Source organism: Clostridium chrysemydis (assembly GCF_015234215.1).
Lineage (GTDB): Bacteria > Bacillota > Clostridia > Clostridiales > Clostridiaceae > Clostridium > Clostridium chrysemydis.
In genome coordinates this window covers 22,372-38,326 of the sequence record NZ_JADEKP010000011.1, presented here as the reverse complement: position 1 = coordinate 38,326, position 15,955 = coordinate 22,372, and the positions used below count along the sequence as shown (strand labels likewise).

Sequence of the window (15,955 nt, the reverse complement as noted above, 5' to 3'; positions counted from 1 at the left end):
TCCCCCGTTATTCTTGCAAGTTTACTACTTCTTCTATATCATTTTCATCGTGAACTAAATTCTTTATCCATTTTTTAGACCTTATCCTAAAGAAACATGCTATTCCCTTAACTATTTCTTCAAAGGTGCAAAGAGCATAAACTAAATACACAGGTAAGTTAAATACGAAAGCTCCTAAGATAGCTAAAGGAACTCCTATACACCACATAGTTAAACCTTCTATAGCAAATGATACTTTAGCATCTCCTCCACCTCTTAAAACTCCAACTATAGCTATTATGTTATAAACTCTTATAATCATAACAAGTGAAGATACATAAAGTATAGCTTTAGCCCAATCTTTAACCTGATCTGAAACATCGTAAATTCCAACAACAGCATTTGCTGAGAATGCAAGTAATATTGCAACTGCAGCCCCTACTAAACAGCCAAGGAGTATAGAATTGTTTCCATATTCCATAGCCTTTTTATTATCTCCTCTACCTACTTGGTTTCCTACCATAACAAGTGCTGCATTACCAACACCAAATATTATTACCATAAATAGATTGTTTATAGTTGTTGCTATTTGAACTGACGCTATAGCCCCTGTTCCTATTCTTCCATAAATAACGTTATACATTACAGAACCAAATCCCCAGCATGCTTCGTTTAATACTACTGGTATAACAGTATTTATTATTCTTTTTACAAACTTAAAATCAAATGCTAAAAGCTCTTTTAAGTTTCCAGCTAGTGGACTCTTTGAATAATAAATATAAGAAACCATAATTAAAAATTCTAATATTCTAGCTACTAAAGTTGCATAAGCAGCTCCTTTAACTCCCATCTCTGGCGCACCTAAATTACCAAATATTAAAACCCAGTTTAAAAATGTATTTGTAAGTAATGCTATTGAACTTGCAATCATAGGTACAACTGTTTTTTCAACGCATCTAGATGCAATGCTATAGTTAAAACTTATAGCAGTGAATACATAACTTAAGCTTACAATAACAAGGTAATCAGTTCCTAATTTAATTACTTTACTATCTGTATTAAATAAACCGATTATACCTTCTGGCATAACCCTTGCAAAAAACGTAAAAATAATTCCTATTATAAGCGCTGATACTATACCAACGCCTACAAGTTTTCTAATACTTTTTATGTCTCTCTTCCCATAATATTGAGAAACAAAAATCCCTATACCACTAAACAATCCCATTATAATTATATTAAGTAAAAAAAAGTATTGGTTTGCTATCCCAACAGATGCAATTTCTGTTTCACCAAGCTTTCCAATCATCATCGTATCAATTATATTAAGTGATGATGTTATAAAGTTTTGAATTATAATTGGAATTGCTATAAAAAACACTTTATTTAAAAATGCTTTCTCCATTTTAATTTTCATAAGTTTAAATATCCCCCTAGTCTTTTATTAATTTTTCGTATAATATGCAACTCCTATACTTCCAGGGCCTACATGAAGCCCTATTATAGGACCAATTGACTCTATTAATACGTTTGTTTCTAATCCATGTTCTTTTAATTTAGCTTCTATGTTTTGTTTTAGAGCTATCCCTTCATCTTCGCAGTTTATATGATGAATTGTAATTTCACCTAGTCCCTTTTCTAACATATCTTCTATAACTTTATTAGATACTGTTTCAACTGCTCTTTTTTTAGTTCTAACTTTTGAATATATAGTTGTTTTACCGTCTTCAACAGTTAATATTGGAGTTATTTTTAATAAGCCTCCTAAAAGCGCCTGCGCTCCACCTATTCTCCCACCTTTTTTAAGGTATTTTAAAGTTTCAGGTAAAAATAAGAATCTACTCTTACTTAGAGTATCATTTGCTTTTAAAACAACATCCTGAATATCTTTTCCATTTTTTGCTTCTCTTGCAGCAACTATAGCACCATATCCCATCTGCATACAGTTTGTTCTAGAGTCTATAATTTCAATTTCTGCTTCAGGATACTCTTCTAAAACCATCTCTTTTATCATATTTGCTGTTTGGTATGTCCCACTCATTTCACTTGACATAAATATTCCAACTATCTTATCTCCATTAGAAACTTTATTTTTGAAAATCTCTAAAACTTCTGAAATAGCAGGCTGTGAAGAAGTAGGTATTTCACCTGTCTCTTCCATCTTTTTATAAAATTCTTCATTTTTTATATCTACTTCTCTGTAGCTTTCCCCATCAAAAATTACATTTAAAGATACAACTTCTATGTCTAAATCTTCTTTAATTTCCTTAGGTATATAACTTGTACTATCTGTTATTATTTTTACGCTCATTTTATATCCTCCTAGATTATTTTCATATATCTAATGAATAATTATAACATATTACAACTAAAAAAAATAAGAGCTAAATAACATAAAAATGCTATTTAGCTCAAGTGATTAAAATTTATATTTATATATCTATTAAGCTTTTTTATTTTTCAAAATACCAAGCGAATTGAGGTAAGTGATCTTTATGCGCTTCTAAAAGCTCATCTAAAAGAGTCTTAGCCATCTTTTCAGAAGGTATTAAAGGATTTAAGCATAATGCCATAAGAGCTTTATGATAATCTCCTTCAACAGCAGCTTCTACACAAAGCATTTCGAATGATTTTATAGTTTGAACTAATCCATTAACAGCAAGAGGTAATTTACCCATAGCTAAAGGTTTTGGACCGTCCTTTGTGATTACACAAGAAACTTCTACAGCTGAATTATCATCTATTCCAGTTATTGCTCCGTTATTTCTAACGTCTACTGGTTGAATATCTTTTAAATCATTATAGATTGAATAAATTAATCTACAAGCTGCATCTGAATAATAAGCACCGCCTCTTTTTTCTAATTGAGGTGGTTTAACATCAAGATTTTCATCTTTATATAATTCAAATAAGTCATCTTCTAATCTTTTAACTACTTCTGCTCTAGTTTCGCCTTTAGAGAATTCTTTTAATTCATCTTCTAGCATTTCTGAAGTTTGATAGTAATATCTATGATAAGGACAAGGCATCATTCCTAATGATTTTATAAAATCTGCATCCCATCCAAAATCTTTAACATTTTTAACTATTGAACCTAATTTACCTTGTGCTATAGAATCTATAACTTTATCAGTTACATCTTCTCCATCAACGTAAATGTTTTTACCAAATACCATATGATTTAATCCAAAGAAATCAAATCTAACTTTTGAATGATCAACATCAAGCATATCTGCAGCTGCTTTTTCCATTCCTATTGGTACGTTACAAAGCCCTATTACCTTTTTATTTTTACCATATCTTAATAAAGCCTCTGTTACCATCCCTGCTGGGTTTGAGAAGTTTATTAAAAATGCGTTAGGACATAGTTCTTGCATATCTTTATCTATATCTAATATAACTGGAATAGTTCTTAATGCTTTAAACATTCCTCCAGCACCATTAGTTTCTTGCCCTATAACACCGTGACTTAAAGGAATTCTCTCATCTTTAATTCTTGCATCTAAAAGACCAACTCTTATTTGAGTAGTTACAAAATCTGCATCCTTTAAAGCTTCTCTTCTATCTAGTGTTAAATGTATTTCCATAGGAACTCCAGCTTTTTTAACCATTCTTTTTGCTAAATTTCCTACGATTTCAAGTTTATGTTTTCCTTCTTCTATATCAACTAGCCAAAGCTCCCTAACTGGTAGCTTATCATATCTTTTTATAAATCCTTCTACTAATTCTGGAGTATAACTTGATCCTCCACCAATAGTTACGATTTTAATTCCTTCTTTTTTCATATTAAAAACGCTCCTTTACATACCTTCTGTAAATTTTTCTAATTGTGCTAGTATAGGCTATGGTCCCATACCCCACAGCCTATAAAATATCTTCTATTAAAATTACTTTCTAAGTTTAAATCCGAATTTTTGCCATGGTTCTATCATGTCGATTAAGAATAGTTCGTCCTCTACTACTCTTCCTACTACGTTTGTCTTACCACTATTTTTCATTTCTTTTCTTGCTAATTGTAACTCCCCTGCATATCTTGTATATAGATCTGACTCTATCAAGACATCCCCTTTAACCATATCTAATTCGTTGTTATTAGGTGTGAATTCTTCACCCTTATATTTAACTCTACTTTGAGTTGATCTTATAACATAGTCTGAACAATCTCCTCTATTAAAGTGGAACTCGTCTAAAACTATTTTCTTTTGAAGTTCTGGAACTTCGTCATTAAATTCTATGCTAAGTTCAAGCATTTCTTTATTTACTTCGCTTAATGCTTTAAGCTCTTCTTCTGATGCAAAACAATTAGCTATAATTACATCATCAATTAATCCTGTTGCAAATAGATGTTTAGCTTGTACGTCTATTGGAAGATTTCTGTGTTCTTCAAGAGTACATAACCCTTCACTTACAGGCCAAGGTCCAAACTCAGCTGAAGGTGCATTAACAAATGCAGCAGTTTTAATTCCTAAATCTTTAAATTGCTTGCTACATTTTATGAAATGATCATATCCAAGCCCAGTATAAACATGTGGATAGAAGTTGTGACAACCATATAAGTTTTCTAAGTTTGGCTTATATGACATTATGTTATCTACATATTTAGTTCCATTACTTACATTAAGTTCAATTTTTAATCCATACTTATTGAATGTCATAATTGACTCTTCATTTCCTGCAAATCCCATATCTAATCTTATTCCGCTTAAGCCCATATCCTTAAACATCTTTAAATCATAGATAGTTGCACCTAAGTTATTAAAAACCGAAGGATCTAAATCTGCTATAACTTCCATTCCATGCTTGTTTGCTACATCAAGCATAATTTTAAATTCTTCTACTATTTCCTCTGTTGACTTTCCTTCTGCTGATAATAAACATGTAAATATCCTCTCGAACCCATATTTAGCTGCAAGTTCAATATACTCAACTACTCTGTCCATTGAGCAGTGGTTTGGATATACTGATATACCTAATCTTTTCATTACTTACGTCCTCCAATACACTCATTTAACTAACTTTATCTATTTTCTCTTTTATAAATATAATATGCTCCCTTAGCTGCTGATACATCATCAGAAACAAAAGCTTCCACATTTATATTTTCGTTTAAATAACCCTCAAACGTTTCTCTAAATATCTTAGATTTTCTAATTACGCCTCCAACAAGACCTACTTTACATGAATCAAACTCTAGCTTTTTAAATACCCTTTCACAAGCTTTAGCAAGTTCAGTTCCTTCATATACTAAGATTTCTTTAGCTTTTTCGTCTCCATTTTCTGCATGAATAGAAACTAAAGAAGCCATTTTTGCAATCTCATCTTTAGTAGATGAATAAATAAAGCCAATAATCTCATCTACATCATTAAAATCTAATTTATCTAATATATCTTGTGATAATTCACTTCTTTCAAATCCAAAATCATTTTCTTCTATCATTCTTTTAAAGGCAGCTATTGCAATTCTATATGCACTACCTTCGTCACCTAAAAGGTGACCCCATCCACCGCATCTAGCTTGTTTGTTACCACTCACTCCAAAAGCAGTTGAACCTGTTCCTGCTATAACTAATATTCCGTCTTCTCCACCTAGTAATGCTTTAAGGGCTAAATCGCCATCATTCATAACTATTGAATCCATACCAAATTTAGTTTTTATTTCTTTATAGATAATTTCTGCATTGTCACTTACTTCTGACCCTGCAATTCCAAGATATAAACCTTTAAGTCCATCTTTTCCTAATTCTTCTATAATCTCTTTTATAGCATCAGTTATATTTTTTAAGCCCTCTTCTTTACCACTAACTAAGTTACCAAATCCAGTAAGTGAAGTTTTTAGGACTTCTCCATCTAGGTTATACGCAACAGCTTCAGTTTTAGTACCTCCACCATCTACACCTATTATATATTCCATAGATCAATCTCCTCTTGCTTAAAAGTAATAGTCAATGAACTCTAATGATTTCATTAGAGTTCATTTGTGTCCTATAATAAATGTTAAGTACTATAAATTTATTTATCTAATAATTTTAAAGCGTGATCTAAAACTTTTTTACCATTCATTGTTCCGTAATCTACAGTATTGATTACATCTACTGGAATTCCCATTGGCTCATATTTAGCTTTCATTTTGTTAGCTAAGAATCTAACTTGTGGTCCTAATAATAATACGTCCATTTCACTTTCGTGGTTTTTAACGTCAGCTTCTGAATATGCATTTATCATACACTCGATTCCAGCTTCCTTAGCTGCTGCTTCCATTTTAGTTACTAAAAGACTTGTTGACATTCCTGCTGAACAACATAATAATATTTTTTTCATATTTAATTCCCCCTTAGCGGTAATTTATTTTAATTTTATTTTATTTTCACTTTACACTATTTATATATAGCAACTTGCATGCCACATTATGACTAAAAGATATTTTTTTATAAAAAATTCTATATTTGGCTCTATTGTTAGCTTTTCTTTTAAATCACCATGTAATTATTTACACTATTATCTTTACACAGTTTGAATTTATAAAAATACACACTAAATAGCAAAATACACAGTTTTATTTTTTTACACACTAATGGCATTTTCTAAAAACATTGTAGCTATATAAGCTAAATCGTCATCATCCATTTTTATATCGTAATTTATTTCAATATTTCTAAAGCTCTGCCTTAAAAGAATAAACTCTTTTGAGTGATTATCTCTAAATTCATTTAACCCTTTGAATTTTTTTCTATTCTCTTTTGAAAGTATTTTTTCAATTAAAAAACTAAGATGCATTATTATCCCTATAGATACTTCGTGTGAAACCTTTATATTTAATCTATCTTGTATTTCTAAAATTGCGCGCCTTATATATTTAACTAAAACCTTTCCATCTAGTTTTTTCAAACTTGAACTTAGAGAGTCTGTTATTTTTATAAATTCCTCTTCCCTATCTATATAATCACTTAATAATAAAATCCCACTTCCTTTTAATATTTCTTTTGCTTCTATAAAAGGAATATCTATAATATTCATATTTAAAGTACCAACTATAGCCAGTATATTATAATCATTTTTAAGTCTTTCTAATTTCCTTAAAAACTCATCTCTATCTAATATATCTAAAGGTTTTATTCTAATATTTTTAATAGGTAGTTTTTTTAATATTATCTCTTTTAATTTAACTGCTGAACCTTCTCCAGTAAAACAGGTTGTTATAATTATATTTTCCTTCTTCCCTTTATTTAAATTATTATTTAAATAGTTAACCTTAGTAGCTTCTATTGAAGAAGAATACACTTCATCTAAACTTCTACCGTTAATAGCTCTTCGACTAGCTTCAATAACAACTAAAGTACTTACCATATCAACTGTCTTTATAGAAACATCAACTTCTTCCATAATCATAGTAGAAAAATTAGTTAAAGAACCCATATCAACTAGAAGAAGTACACCCTTTCCTCTATCTATTTCTTTTATCTTATTTAATACAACTAAATACATTTCTTCTGCCTTCATACTAAGTGGCATATCTAAAGCATAAACAAATTTTTCACCTAAAAATTTATTTGACACCTCTGCCATGCTAGTTGCTGTAGAATTTCCGTGCATAACAACTAAAACTGATACTTTTTCTTCTCGCCCTTTGATTTCTGCTTCTGATTTAGCTGAAAGAAACATAGTTAAATAGCCTATTTCATCTAAAGGTATATGAATTTTAAATTTAGATTCTATTTCTTCTGTAAGTTCCATAGAAATTAAAAATTCTTCCATATATCTAATTCTTATATTATTTAATTTTGGGTTATAAATCTTTTGCCCGTTCTTTATTCTTTCAATACTCCCTTGCATATGAAGTGCTAACCCATAATAAACGTTGTCTTCATATATTCTATCTAGCTTTTTAGCTGCCTTATCTAAAATATTTTTTACAACTATTAAAATTTCTTTATCTACTATTTTTATTATTTCCTCAAGTTTTATATCTTCTGATAATTCATTTATATATTTATTAAAATATCTGTCTATATCTATATTTATAATCTTATTTATATCTTTTTCGCTCATCCCTTCACTTTTAAGGGCTTTTATCTTTTCTTCAATTATGTCATAAAAATATTTTGATGATTTCTTATTATCTATTTCTTTCTTTATAGGTTCATCACTATATGAGAAGATTAAAGTTTCTCCCATATTCTTTAAGAGGCTCTCTATTTCATCTCTGTATTTTTGGAATTTTAATATCCCATTATTTATCCTTTTATTTAAATCAGAACCATCAATAATTATAAATCTATTTTCATTTGATTTATATTTTAAAAAAGCCTTTGCACAAGCTAACTGTATATCACTTTTAAGTTGACCTATATTATAAGGACACTCATATAATAAAAATGAAATCAAAGCATTTCTATTAAAATAAATGCTCTCTTTAAGTCTTCCTGATTCTTCTTTTATAAAGTTCTCTAAAAGATAATATCTTTCTGTTATATTTCTATCTTTTAGAGGTGGAAGCGTTATAGTCATTGGTATTCTTCTAGTAAATGTTTTCAAAAGATACGATTCTGGGTTTTCAGTAGTTGCAACTATAAGCTGAACATCAGCCCTAATAGGGTCTCCTGTATCCCCTAATGGTCTAAAAATCCCTTTATCTATAAACGTAAATAACATCTCTTGCCCTTGAGGAGATAATCTATGTATTTCATCTAAAAATAATACACCCGAATCTGCCTTTTTTAATAATCCATCCCTATCTTTATCAGCACCAGTATACGCTCCTCTCTTTACTCCAAAGATCTGAGCCATTACAAGTTGTGGATTATCTGCATAATCAGCACAGTTAAACCTTATAAATTTTGAATCTTCTTTTAATAACCCTAAGTCTTTAGAAAATTTATACATAAGTTCTGCAAACATAGATTTTCCAACCCCAGTTTCTCCAAGCAAAATAGTGTGAAGTCCTCTAGGTGGATAAAGCATTGCTGCTTTTGCTTGCTGTATAGGTATAGACAAACTATGGTTTGCACCAACTAAATTATCTAAACTATTATTTAATATATTGTCTTTAAGTTTTATTTCAATTTCTTTCTCTGTAATTTTTTCATTAGACTTTTCTAAATAATATCTAACTGGTCTTCCTTCTCTTTTTGATATCTTTTTTTCTTTATGCAAAATATTTAAATATCTTGAGATGTTTGCTCTATCAAGACTTAAATATTCACTTAATTCGTAAGTAGTTATACCCTCTCTATTATCCTTTGTTAAAATCTCTAATGTTTCATATATTTTATCTACCTTGCCCATACACCCTCCAAAGTAAATATTTTTAAATAATTATACTATATTTTACATAAAATTCCTATTGTATATAAAAAAAAGCGAGACATAAGTCCCGCTTTAGATTATTTTTCTTTAGGAGTTTCTGATGTTAGTATAACGTCAGTGTTTAATTTTTTACCGTCACGTACGACTTCAATACTAACTTTGTCTCCCTCTTTTTTAGTGTCTTTTATATCTTTTAATTCATCAAAAGTTTTTATTTTCTTTCCATCAAATCCTATAATTACGTCTCCTGGTTTTATTCCTGCTTTTTCAGCTGGTGAGAAAGCTTCAACTTCTGAAACATATATACCTTGAGGTAGATTTATTTCTTTTGAAAGGTCTTTGTTGATTTCACGAACCTTGATACCTATGTTTAATATTGGCTTTGATAAAACATCAAGTTTTTCTTTAACTTCGTTTATAGGAATTGCAAATCCCATTCCTTCAGCTTCACCTGCAAGTTTTAAAGTGTTAATTCCTATAACTTGACCTTGTGAGTTTACTAAAGGACCACCGCTGTTACCTGGGTTTATAGCTGTATCAGTTTGAATTAAGTTAAGTTGTTTTCCTGAACTTGTTTCAACTGTTCTACCTACAGCACTTACTACACCTTTAGTAACTGTGCTTGCAAAATTCTTTGAAAGAGGAGTTCCTATTGCTATAACATCTTCACCTGGTTTTACATCTTCTGAATTTCCAAGTTCAGCAACTGCTGGAACCTTTACTCCGTTTTCTAATTTAAGCATAGCAACATCTTGAGTTTCATCGTAGTTAACTACACTTGCGTTAACTTCTTTTCCTGTGCTTAAAGTTACTTTAACTTCTTTTGCACCTTTTATAACGTGGTAGTTAGTTAATATATAACCTTCTTCATTTATAATAAAACCTGAACCTATTCCTTCAACTTCTTCTGGTATAAATCCGTTAGCTAATTGTAAGCTCTTTGTTGATACTACAACAACTGCTGGTGCTACCTTTTGGTATGCTTCTTGAGTTGTTAGCGCTTCACCTTGTTTAAAGCTAGGATTCTGCTCGTAAGTAAAATTACCATCTCTTTTTCCTACTAAAAAGTAAGTTGCACCTGCACCTATAAGTCCTGAAAGTAATGATACTATAACTACTACTGCAATTATTCCTCCATATCCTTTTTTCTTCTTTTTAGGTTTTTCTTCTTTTATAGGTTCAAAATCTACTGTTGTATAGTCTTTGTTTTCTTCCATATCCATGGTTAAAACCTCCCATTTAATTACTATGCTCAAATTATATCTATATATTGTGACAAATATATGTCATAAACTAGAAATTTTCAAAAAATAATACCAAGATTTATTAAAACCTCGGTATTAATTTATCCTCTATTTAGTTATTCCCGTTATTTTTTCTTTCTATTCTACGGGCACTATCTACTACTCTACTTAAAGCTTTTAAAATTGAATCCTCGTTATTCATAGACGTGAAACCTCCGCTATAAGAAGTCTTATATTGGTTAGTTAAATCACTAGAACCTAGCCTAGCTAAAGGACTATTATCAGCTCCACTTATTATATATAAAGGTATATCTTTAAACATTCCGTCAGTTTGGCTGTTACTTTTTCCTGATTTAATCATACTTGTCTCGTTTGATATCGCCTGTCTATATGGACTTTGATTTTTTTGCCAAGAGTAGTTATATTTTTCATAATCATATTTTAATTTATTTTCATAATTAGTGAATTTAGTAGCCAGTCCTAATTTATCTAAAGTCCAAGTTAGAAAAATATTTGAACCAAAAGACTGAACCTTTTTATAAAATGAATCAAAAAACTTAATGTCCTCTGACATAGTTTTTTCATCTAAAGGATCTACTAAAACTACTCCTTTTACTAAGTCTGGATATTTTTTAGCAAAGTTTGTCATAACTAAGCTACCATATTCTTCTCCAACTAATATGTATGGTCCTTGAGCTGCTGCTTTTCGTAATATGTCCTTTAATTGTACTGCTTGTGCTTCTGGAGTTAATGCATCTCCTCCATCACTAAATCCATACCCTCGTCTGTCATATACGAACGTTTTTACTCCAAGTTCTTTTGAAGTTTTTTCTGCAATTTCTGTCCATTCTGAAGATCCCCCACCGATACTTCCATCAAAAATCACAGTAAAATCACCAGCACCGCCTTGCTTGTACTCAATTCTCTTTCCATCAAGCCTTGTATAATTTATTCTTGAACCTATCTTTTCGTTTCCTACGAAATTATAGGCCATTTGAAGTAAAAATCCTACTCCAAATACAGCTAATAAAATTATAGCTATATACTTTAATATTACTAACTTTGAAAGCTTCTCTCTCATATTAACTTTGTGGAAGCTATTTGATTCAGGTAATAATTTCATTTCCCCACCCCTATGTATTCTATAGCTTTAAATTAGGTTTAGCATTTAAGTCTAAAGGAGAAGTTTCCCCTTTTATAAATCTAAAGTAAGCTGCACTTCCAATCATAGCTGCATTATCTGTACAAAGAATAGGACTTGGGAATAATATTTTTATTCCTTTTTTATCTCCCTCTTCTAATAGTGCCTCCCTTAGCGCTGAGTTAGATGCAACTCCACCTGCTATAGCTATTTTATCTAAATTTTTAGTTTCACAAGTTTTAAAAACGTTATTTCTTAAAACATCTACTATCGCCTCTTGGAAAGATGCAGCAACATCTGCTCTATTTACCTCTTCATCTTTCATTTTGGCTTTGTTTAAATAATTTAAAACTGCTGATTTTACTCCACTAAAAGAAAAATCTAAACTTCCATCATTAAACTTTGCCCTTGGAAATTTAATTGCAAATTTATCTCCTTCTTTAGCTAATTTATCTATTTTAGGTCCACCTGGATATCCAAGTCCTATAGCCCTTGCTACTTTATCGTAAGCCTCGCCTGCAGCATCGTCTCTAGTTTGCCCTAAAACTTCATATATTCCATAATCTTTAACATGAACTATGAAAGTATGCCCACCTGAAACAACCAACGAAACAAAAGGTGGTTTTAAATCTTTATGTTCTATATAGTTTGCAGAAATATGTCCTTCTATATGGTTTACTCCAACTAAAGGCTTCCCTGTTGACATTGCTAGACCTTTAGCATACTGAAGTCCAACTAAAAGTGCTCCAACAAGTCCTGGCCCGTAAGTTACCCCTATTGCATCTATATCATCTAAAGTTACATTAGCTTCCTTAAGTGCCTCTTCTACAACACCATTTATAACTTCTATATGCATTCTTGATGCAACTTCCGGTACTACTCCTCCAAACTTTTTGTGAGTATCTATTTGTGATGCGATAATATTTGATAAGACTTCTCTTCCATCTTTAACGACAGCTGCTGAAGTTTCATCGCAACTTGATTCTATTGATAAAATTAATTTACTTTCCATAATAAATTACCTCTTTTTTATATAAATCTAAAAATATCAAATTTTACTAAAAATAAAATGATATAACCTTCTTATAACTCTTTACTTAACTAAAGTCATAATACTTTTTTAATTATACTTCATAATATACCTATTATCAATTTTTCTAAGAGTTGTTAAGGAGTTTTTAATAATGTATATTATTAAAATAAAGGAAATTTTAAGATTAAGGAGTTTTTTATGGCAAAATACGCAAAAGTTGTAGTTAAAGGTTCGCCTATAACTAAGTCAAATTTCAAATTACACAACAAAGATGGAAGAGCAATTCTACCTTACAATACAGGTAGTTATAATGATAGATATGCACTTTACGAACAAGAGATAGCTTACATAGCTAGAAGTCAGAATCCTGATATAGTATTTTCCGAAAGCCTTATAGCTATTTTAAAGGTTTATTATAAAAGCGAAAAAAGACATCCTGATACTATAAACATATCAAAAAGTATATTTGATGGAGTAGAAAAAAGTGGCCTTATAGTTAATGATGCTCAGATAAGAAGAATAGTTGTTGAAGAATTTTACGATAAGGAAGATCCAAGATTTGAATTATATTTATACCCTGAAAGTTCTTATTCCCTCTCTTACGAACCAGTTATAAAAGAAATAGAAAGTGAGCCTTTAAATTATTCTTCTTTAAAAAAGAATATATCTTCCCCTAAGAAGGAAAATAAGAAGGTTGTTTCAACAGATAACGATTTGGTTTGTGAAGTTTGCACTAAAAAAATTAAAACAAAGGATTTTATTAAAGCGAATAAGGGGAAAACTTTAATATGCAAATCTTGCTTTAATAAATTATTTTAAGGAGTGATTTTATGGTGGACTTTTTATTTATAGGAGATAGCTTAACTTTTGGGTACGGCGTATCTAAAAAAGATTCTTTTGTTTACAAAATACAAGAACTTAAGTGTGAGTTACATATCTTAAATAAAGGTATAAATGGTGACACATCAACTGGAATTTTATCTAGGTTTTATAAGGACGTAACTTTAAATAAACCTAAAAATGTCTTTATAATGTGCGGAACTAATGATTTACTTTCAGGTAGAAATGTAGATTCTATAATTTCTAATATTGAAATTATGATAAAAGACTCCCTTTCTATAAATTCAAAAGTTTTTATAGGAATTCCTCCAGATATAATTAAAGACTTAGCATTTGAACTTTTTGCACCTTCAAATTACTACAAAAACACAGAAAAGTTCCTCCCTATTTTAAGAGAGAAACTTTTAAGTTTAAAAGAAAAGTATCCTATAACATTAATAGATTTTTATAGTTTAACAAATAAAAACAAATATAATAACATCTATTTAGATGGAATTCACTTAAACCCTAAGGGGCAAAATCTGTTATTTACTGAAGCTTGCAAAATTATCTTTTAAGTATTTTGCAGCTTCAAAACCACACTCTATTCCATCAATATTTTTTAAATTCACACAGTCTGTTCCATAGATAACATTACCACAAGCAAAAATCCCATCTATAGACGTTTTAAATCCATCTAATATAGGAACTCTTCTTTCTTTATCTTTAAGTATATTTATCTTTTTAACTATACCAAGTTCAGGATAATATCCTACAGATAAAAATAAAGAATCGCAATTTATTTCTATTTCATCGCTTCCGTTATTCTCTCTAAGTTTTGCACTTTGTATTCTTCCATCTCCACTAAGTTCTGTTAGAGTATAACCTTTTATTACTTTTATGTTAAATGGCTTAATAAGTTCTAAGTCTTCTTCTGTCGGAATATATCCCGAATCTTCGCTAAGTAAAAGAGCTGATACTTTTCCACCTTCTATTTGTACTCTTCTAGCTAAAATCATAGCCCACCTACTGTTTGCAGTAATTAGTGGTTCTTTCCCGGGAAATAATCCTTCGATATTTATAAATCTATGCGCATTTCCAACTGTCGAAACACCTTCGTATTTGTTTGTCGGAATTAGTATATTTCCGGTATATCTTTCTCTGCAACCTGTAGCTAAAATAATAGCCTTAGCCTTTATTTCATTTATTCCTTCTTTTTCATTTACATAAGATATTATATTATCATTTGAAATCTCTAATACAGAAGTTTTTAATTTTATAGTGCAATCTATATCTTTTAATTTCTCATTTATTATATTTATAAACTCTGGTCCTGTAACTTCTTCTCCTAAAAGTTCAAGTCCAAAACCATTGTGTATACATTGATTTAAAATTCCACCTATATAATCTTCTCTTTCGATTATAATAATATTTTTCACGCCTCTTTTTCCAGCTTCAAATGCTGCTGTCATACCTGCTATTCCAGCACCTACAACAACTAAATCATACTCCTTCATAACTTGCTTTATACCTCCAAACTTAAGGTTATCTTGGAATTATTATTTTAATTCCATCTTTTATTATTTCAAAAGTAATATCTTTTAAATATGTTAGTTCACCATCTATATTTACAACAGTAGGTTTTTTTGCAATTACTCTTATCTTTTCACATTTTAGATATTTTATTTCATCTATACCACTTACATCTTGTCCTTTAAGTACTTTTGGTAAAAATTTAATTAATCTATGTATCTTTGGTTTCTTTATAGCATAAACTTCTAGCTTACCATCTTTTATATCAGCATTAGGGGCTATCTTTATCCCACCACCATAGTATTTACCGTTTGCAACTGCAACTAAATACATCTCCTCTTCTTTTATCTCATTATCTAAATAAACAGTAAGATGCATTGGCTTAAAGGTAAATAACGTATGTATAACACTTATAAAATATGCCATAGAACCACTTATAAACCTGTGCTTTTTATACTTTCTAGCATTCATAACAACTTCTGCATCAAACCCTATAGAAGATATATTTAAATAATATCTTTCATTTATTTTGCATAAGTCTATAACTTCTTCTTTACCATCTATAAGTTTTTCTAAAAGTTTATCACCATATTCTTTATTATATAAAGTTCTTGCAAAATCATTTCCAGAACCTGCAGGAACGACTCCTAAAGAAGAGCCGCTTCCTACTATTCCATTTAAAACTTCATTTAAAGTCCCATCTCCACCTATAGAGTAAACTCTACAATCCTCATCTTTTGTAGCCTCTTTTAAGGCTTTTACAGCATGACCAACCTCTTTCGTAATTATCGTTTCAAAATCTTCATCTCTATCTTTAAAGATTTCTATAATTCTCTCCTCATATTCTAAAGCTTTCCCTTTACCAGCTACTGGATTAATTACAAATACATGCTTCATTTAATT

14 protein-coding genes are annotated in these 15,955 nt (G+C 30.0%); 2 read left to right on the top strand and 12 right to left on the bottom strand.

All coding sequences use genetic code 11. The features are described from left to right. Positions 1–7: 7 nt before the first annotated feature. The 10 genes from INR60_RS15905 to tsaD all read right to left on the bottom strand — a co-directional run bounded on the left by INR60_RS15905 (position 8) and on the right by tsaD (position 12,679). On the bottom strand, positions 8–1,396 hold the full coding sequence (locus tag INR60_RS15905) for an MATE family efflux transporter (protein WP_194192480.1): 1,389 nt from the start codon (positions 1,394–1,396) through the stop codon (positions 8–10). A gap of 27 nt (positions 1,397–1,423) precedes the next feature. Next, positions 1,424–2,290, bottom strand: coding sequence for a fatty acid kinase binding subunit FakB (fakB, locus tag INR60_RS15900; RefSeq protein ID WP_194192479.1), 867 nt, complete (start codon positions 2,288–2,290; stop codon positions 1,424–1,426). A gap of 142 nt (positions 2,291–2,432) precedes the next feature. Further along, positions 2,433–3,764: a 6-phospho-beta-glucosidase gene (locus tag INR60_RS15895; protein WP_194192478.1), complete on the bottom strand. Its 1,332-nt coding sequence runs from the start codon at positions 3,762–3,764 to the stop codon at positions 2,433–2,435. A 102-nt stretch (positions 3,765–3,866) separates the two neighbouring features. Continuing rightward, a complete protein-coding gene (locus INR60_RS15890) occupies positions 3,867–4,961 on the bottom strand; it encodes a DUF871 domain-containing protein (protein WP_194192477.1) in 1,095 nt (364 codons plus the stop codon). A 35-nt stretch (positions 4,962–4,996) separates the two neighbouring features. Continuing rightward, positions 4,997–5,890 (bottom strand): N-acetylglucosamine kinase, encoded by an 894-nt coding sequence (locus INR60_RS15885; protein ID WP_194192476.1) that lies wholly within the window; start codon positions 5,888–5,890, stop codon positions 4,997–4,999. A 98-nt stretch (positions 5,891–5,988) separates the two neighbouring features. Continuing rightward, positions 5,989–6,297, bottom strand: coding sequence for a PTS sugar transporter subunit IIB (locus INR60_RS15880; protein ID WP_194192475.1), 309 nt, complete (start codon positions 6,295–6,297; stop codon positions 5,989–5,991). Positions 6,298–6,540: 243 nt separating this feature from the next. Beyond that, a complete protein-coding gene (locus tag INR60_RS15875) occupies positions 6,541–9,261 on the bottom strand; it encodes a sigma-54-dependent transcriptional regulator (protein ID WP_194192474.1) in 2,721 nt (906 codons plus the stop codon). Positions 9,262–9,359: 98 nt separating this feature from the next. Beyond that, positions 9,360–10,505: a S1C family serine protease gene (locus INR60_RS15870; RefSeq protein ID WP_194192473.1), complete on the bottom strand. Its 1,146-nt coding sequence runs from the start codon at positions 10,503–10,505 to the stop codon at positions 9,360–9,362. A gap of 133 nt (positions 10,506–10,638) precedes the next feature. Continuing rightward, positions 10,639–11,649: an alpha/beta hydrolase gene (locus INR60_RS15865; protein ID WP_194192472.1), complete on the bottom strand. Its 1,011-nt coding sequence runs from the start codon at positions 11,647–11,649 to the stop codon at positions 10,639–10,641. A gap of 19 nt (positions 11,650–11,668) precedes the next feature. Beyond that, entirely contained in the window at positions 11,669–12,679 is a 1,011-nt protein-coding gene (gene tsaD / locus INR60_RS15860; protein ID WP_194192471.1) for a tRNA (adenosine(37)-N6)-threonylcarbamoyltransferase complex transferase subunit TsaD, read from the bottom strand. Between the two features lie 219 nt (positions 12,680–12,898). Here tsaD and INR60_RS15855 point away from each other — a divergent pair, with 219 nt between their 5' ends. Both INR60_RS15855 and INR60_RS15850 read left to right on the top strand, forming a co-directional pair. After that, complete coding sequence (locus INR60_RS15855) at positions 12,899–13,519, top strand: RusA family crossover junction endodeoxyribonuclease (RefSeq protein ID WP_194192470.1); 621 nt, start codon at positions 12,899–12,901, stop codon at positions 13,517–13,519. Positions 13,520–13,530: 11 nt separating this feature from the next. Next, positions 13,531–14,097 carry a GDSL-type esterase/lipase family protein gene (locus INR60_RS15850; protein WP_194192469.1) on the top strand — a complete coding sequence of 189 codons (567 nt, stop codon included), beginning with the start codon at positions 13,531–13,533 and terminating at the stop codon, positions 14,095–14,097. Here the strand turns inward: INR60_RS15850 and INR60_RS15845 are convergent. Both INR60_RS15845 and INR60_RS15840 read right to left on the bottom strand, forming a co-directional pair. Continuing rightward, positions 14,065–15,036, bottom strand: a complete 972-nt coding sequence (locus INR60_RS15845) for an NAD(P)/FAD-dependent oxidoreductase (RefSeq protein ID WP_194192468.1) — start codon at positions 15,034–15,036, stop codon at positions 14,065–14,067. The two genes, INR60_RS15850 and INR60_RS15845, sit on opposite strands and share 33 nt — an antisense overlap. Before the next feature lie 28 nt (positions 15,037–15,064). Beyond that, the gene (locus INR60_RS15840) at positions 15,065–15,949 is read right to left on the bottom strand and encodes a diacylglycerol/lipid kinase family protein (protein WP_194192467.1); all 885 of its coding nucleotides are present in this window, start codon (positions 15,947–15,949) and stop codon (positions 15,065–15,067) included. Positions 15,950–15,955 lie beyond the last annotated feature (6 nt).

Coding starts and splice junctions, on each gene's coding strand:
- INR60_RS15905 (WP_194192480.1), bottom strand. CDS start 1,396: ATGAAAATTAAAATGGAGAAAGCATTTTTAAATAAAGTGTTTTTTATA.
- fakB (WP_194192479.1), bottom strand. CDS start 2,290: ATGAGCGTAAAAATAATAACAGATAGTACAAGTTATATACCTAAGGAA.
- INR60_RS15895 (WP_194192478.1), bottom strand. CDS start 3,764: ATGAAAAAAGAAGGAATTAAAATCGTAACTATTGGTGGAGGATCAAGT.
- INR60_RS15890 (WP_194192477.1), bottom strand. CDS start 4,961: ATGAAAAGATTAGGTATATCAGTATATCCAAACCACTGCTCAATGGAC.
- INR60_RS15885 (WP_194192476.1), bottom strand. CDS start 5,890: ATGGAATATATAATAGGTGTAGATGGTGGAGGTACTAAAACTGAAGCT.
- INR60_RS15880 (WP_194192475.1), bottom strand. CDS start 6,297: ATGAAAAAAATATTATTATGTTGTTCAGCAGGAATGTCAACAAGTCTT.
- INR60_RS15875 (WP_194192474.1), bottom strand. CDS start 9,261: ATGGGCAAGGTAGATAAAATATATGAAACATTAGAGATTTTAACAAAG.
- INR60_RS15870 (WP_194192473.1), bottom strand. CDS start 10,505: ATGGATATGGAAGAAAACAAAGACTATACAACAGTAGATTTTGAACCT.
- INR60_RS15865 (WP_194192472.1), bottom strand. CDS start 11,649: ATGAAATTATTACCTGAATCAAATAGCTTCCACAAAGTTAATATGAGA.
- tsaD (WP_194192471.1), bottom strand. CDS start 12,679: ATGGAAAGTAAATTAATTTTATCAATAGAATCAAGTTGCGATGAAACT.
- INR60_RS15855 (WP_194192470.1), top strand. CDS start 12,899: ATGGCAAAATACGCAAAAGTTGTAGTTAAAGGTTCGCCTATAACTAAG.
- INR60_RS15850 (WP_194192469.1), top strand. CDS start 13,531: ATGGTGGACTTTTTATTTATAGGAGATAGCTTAACTTTTGGGTACGGC.
- INR60_RS15845 (WP_194192468.1), bottom strand. CDS start 15,036: ATGAAGGAGTATGATTTAGTTGTTGTAGGTGCTGGAATAGCAGGTATG.
- INR60_RS15840 (WP_194192467.1), bottom strand. CDS start 15,949: ATGAAGCATGTATTTGTAATTAATCCAGTAGCTGGTAAAGGGAAAGCT.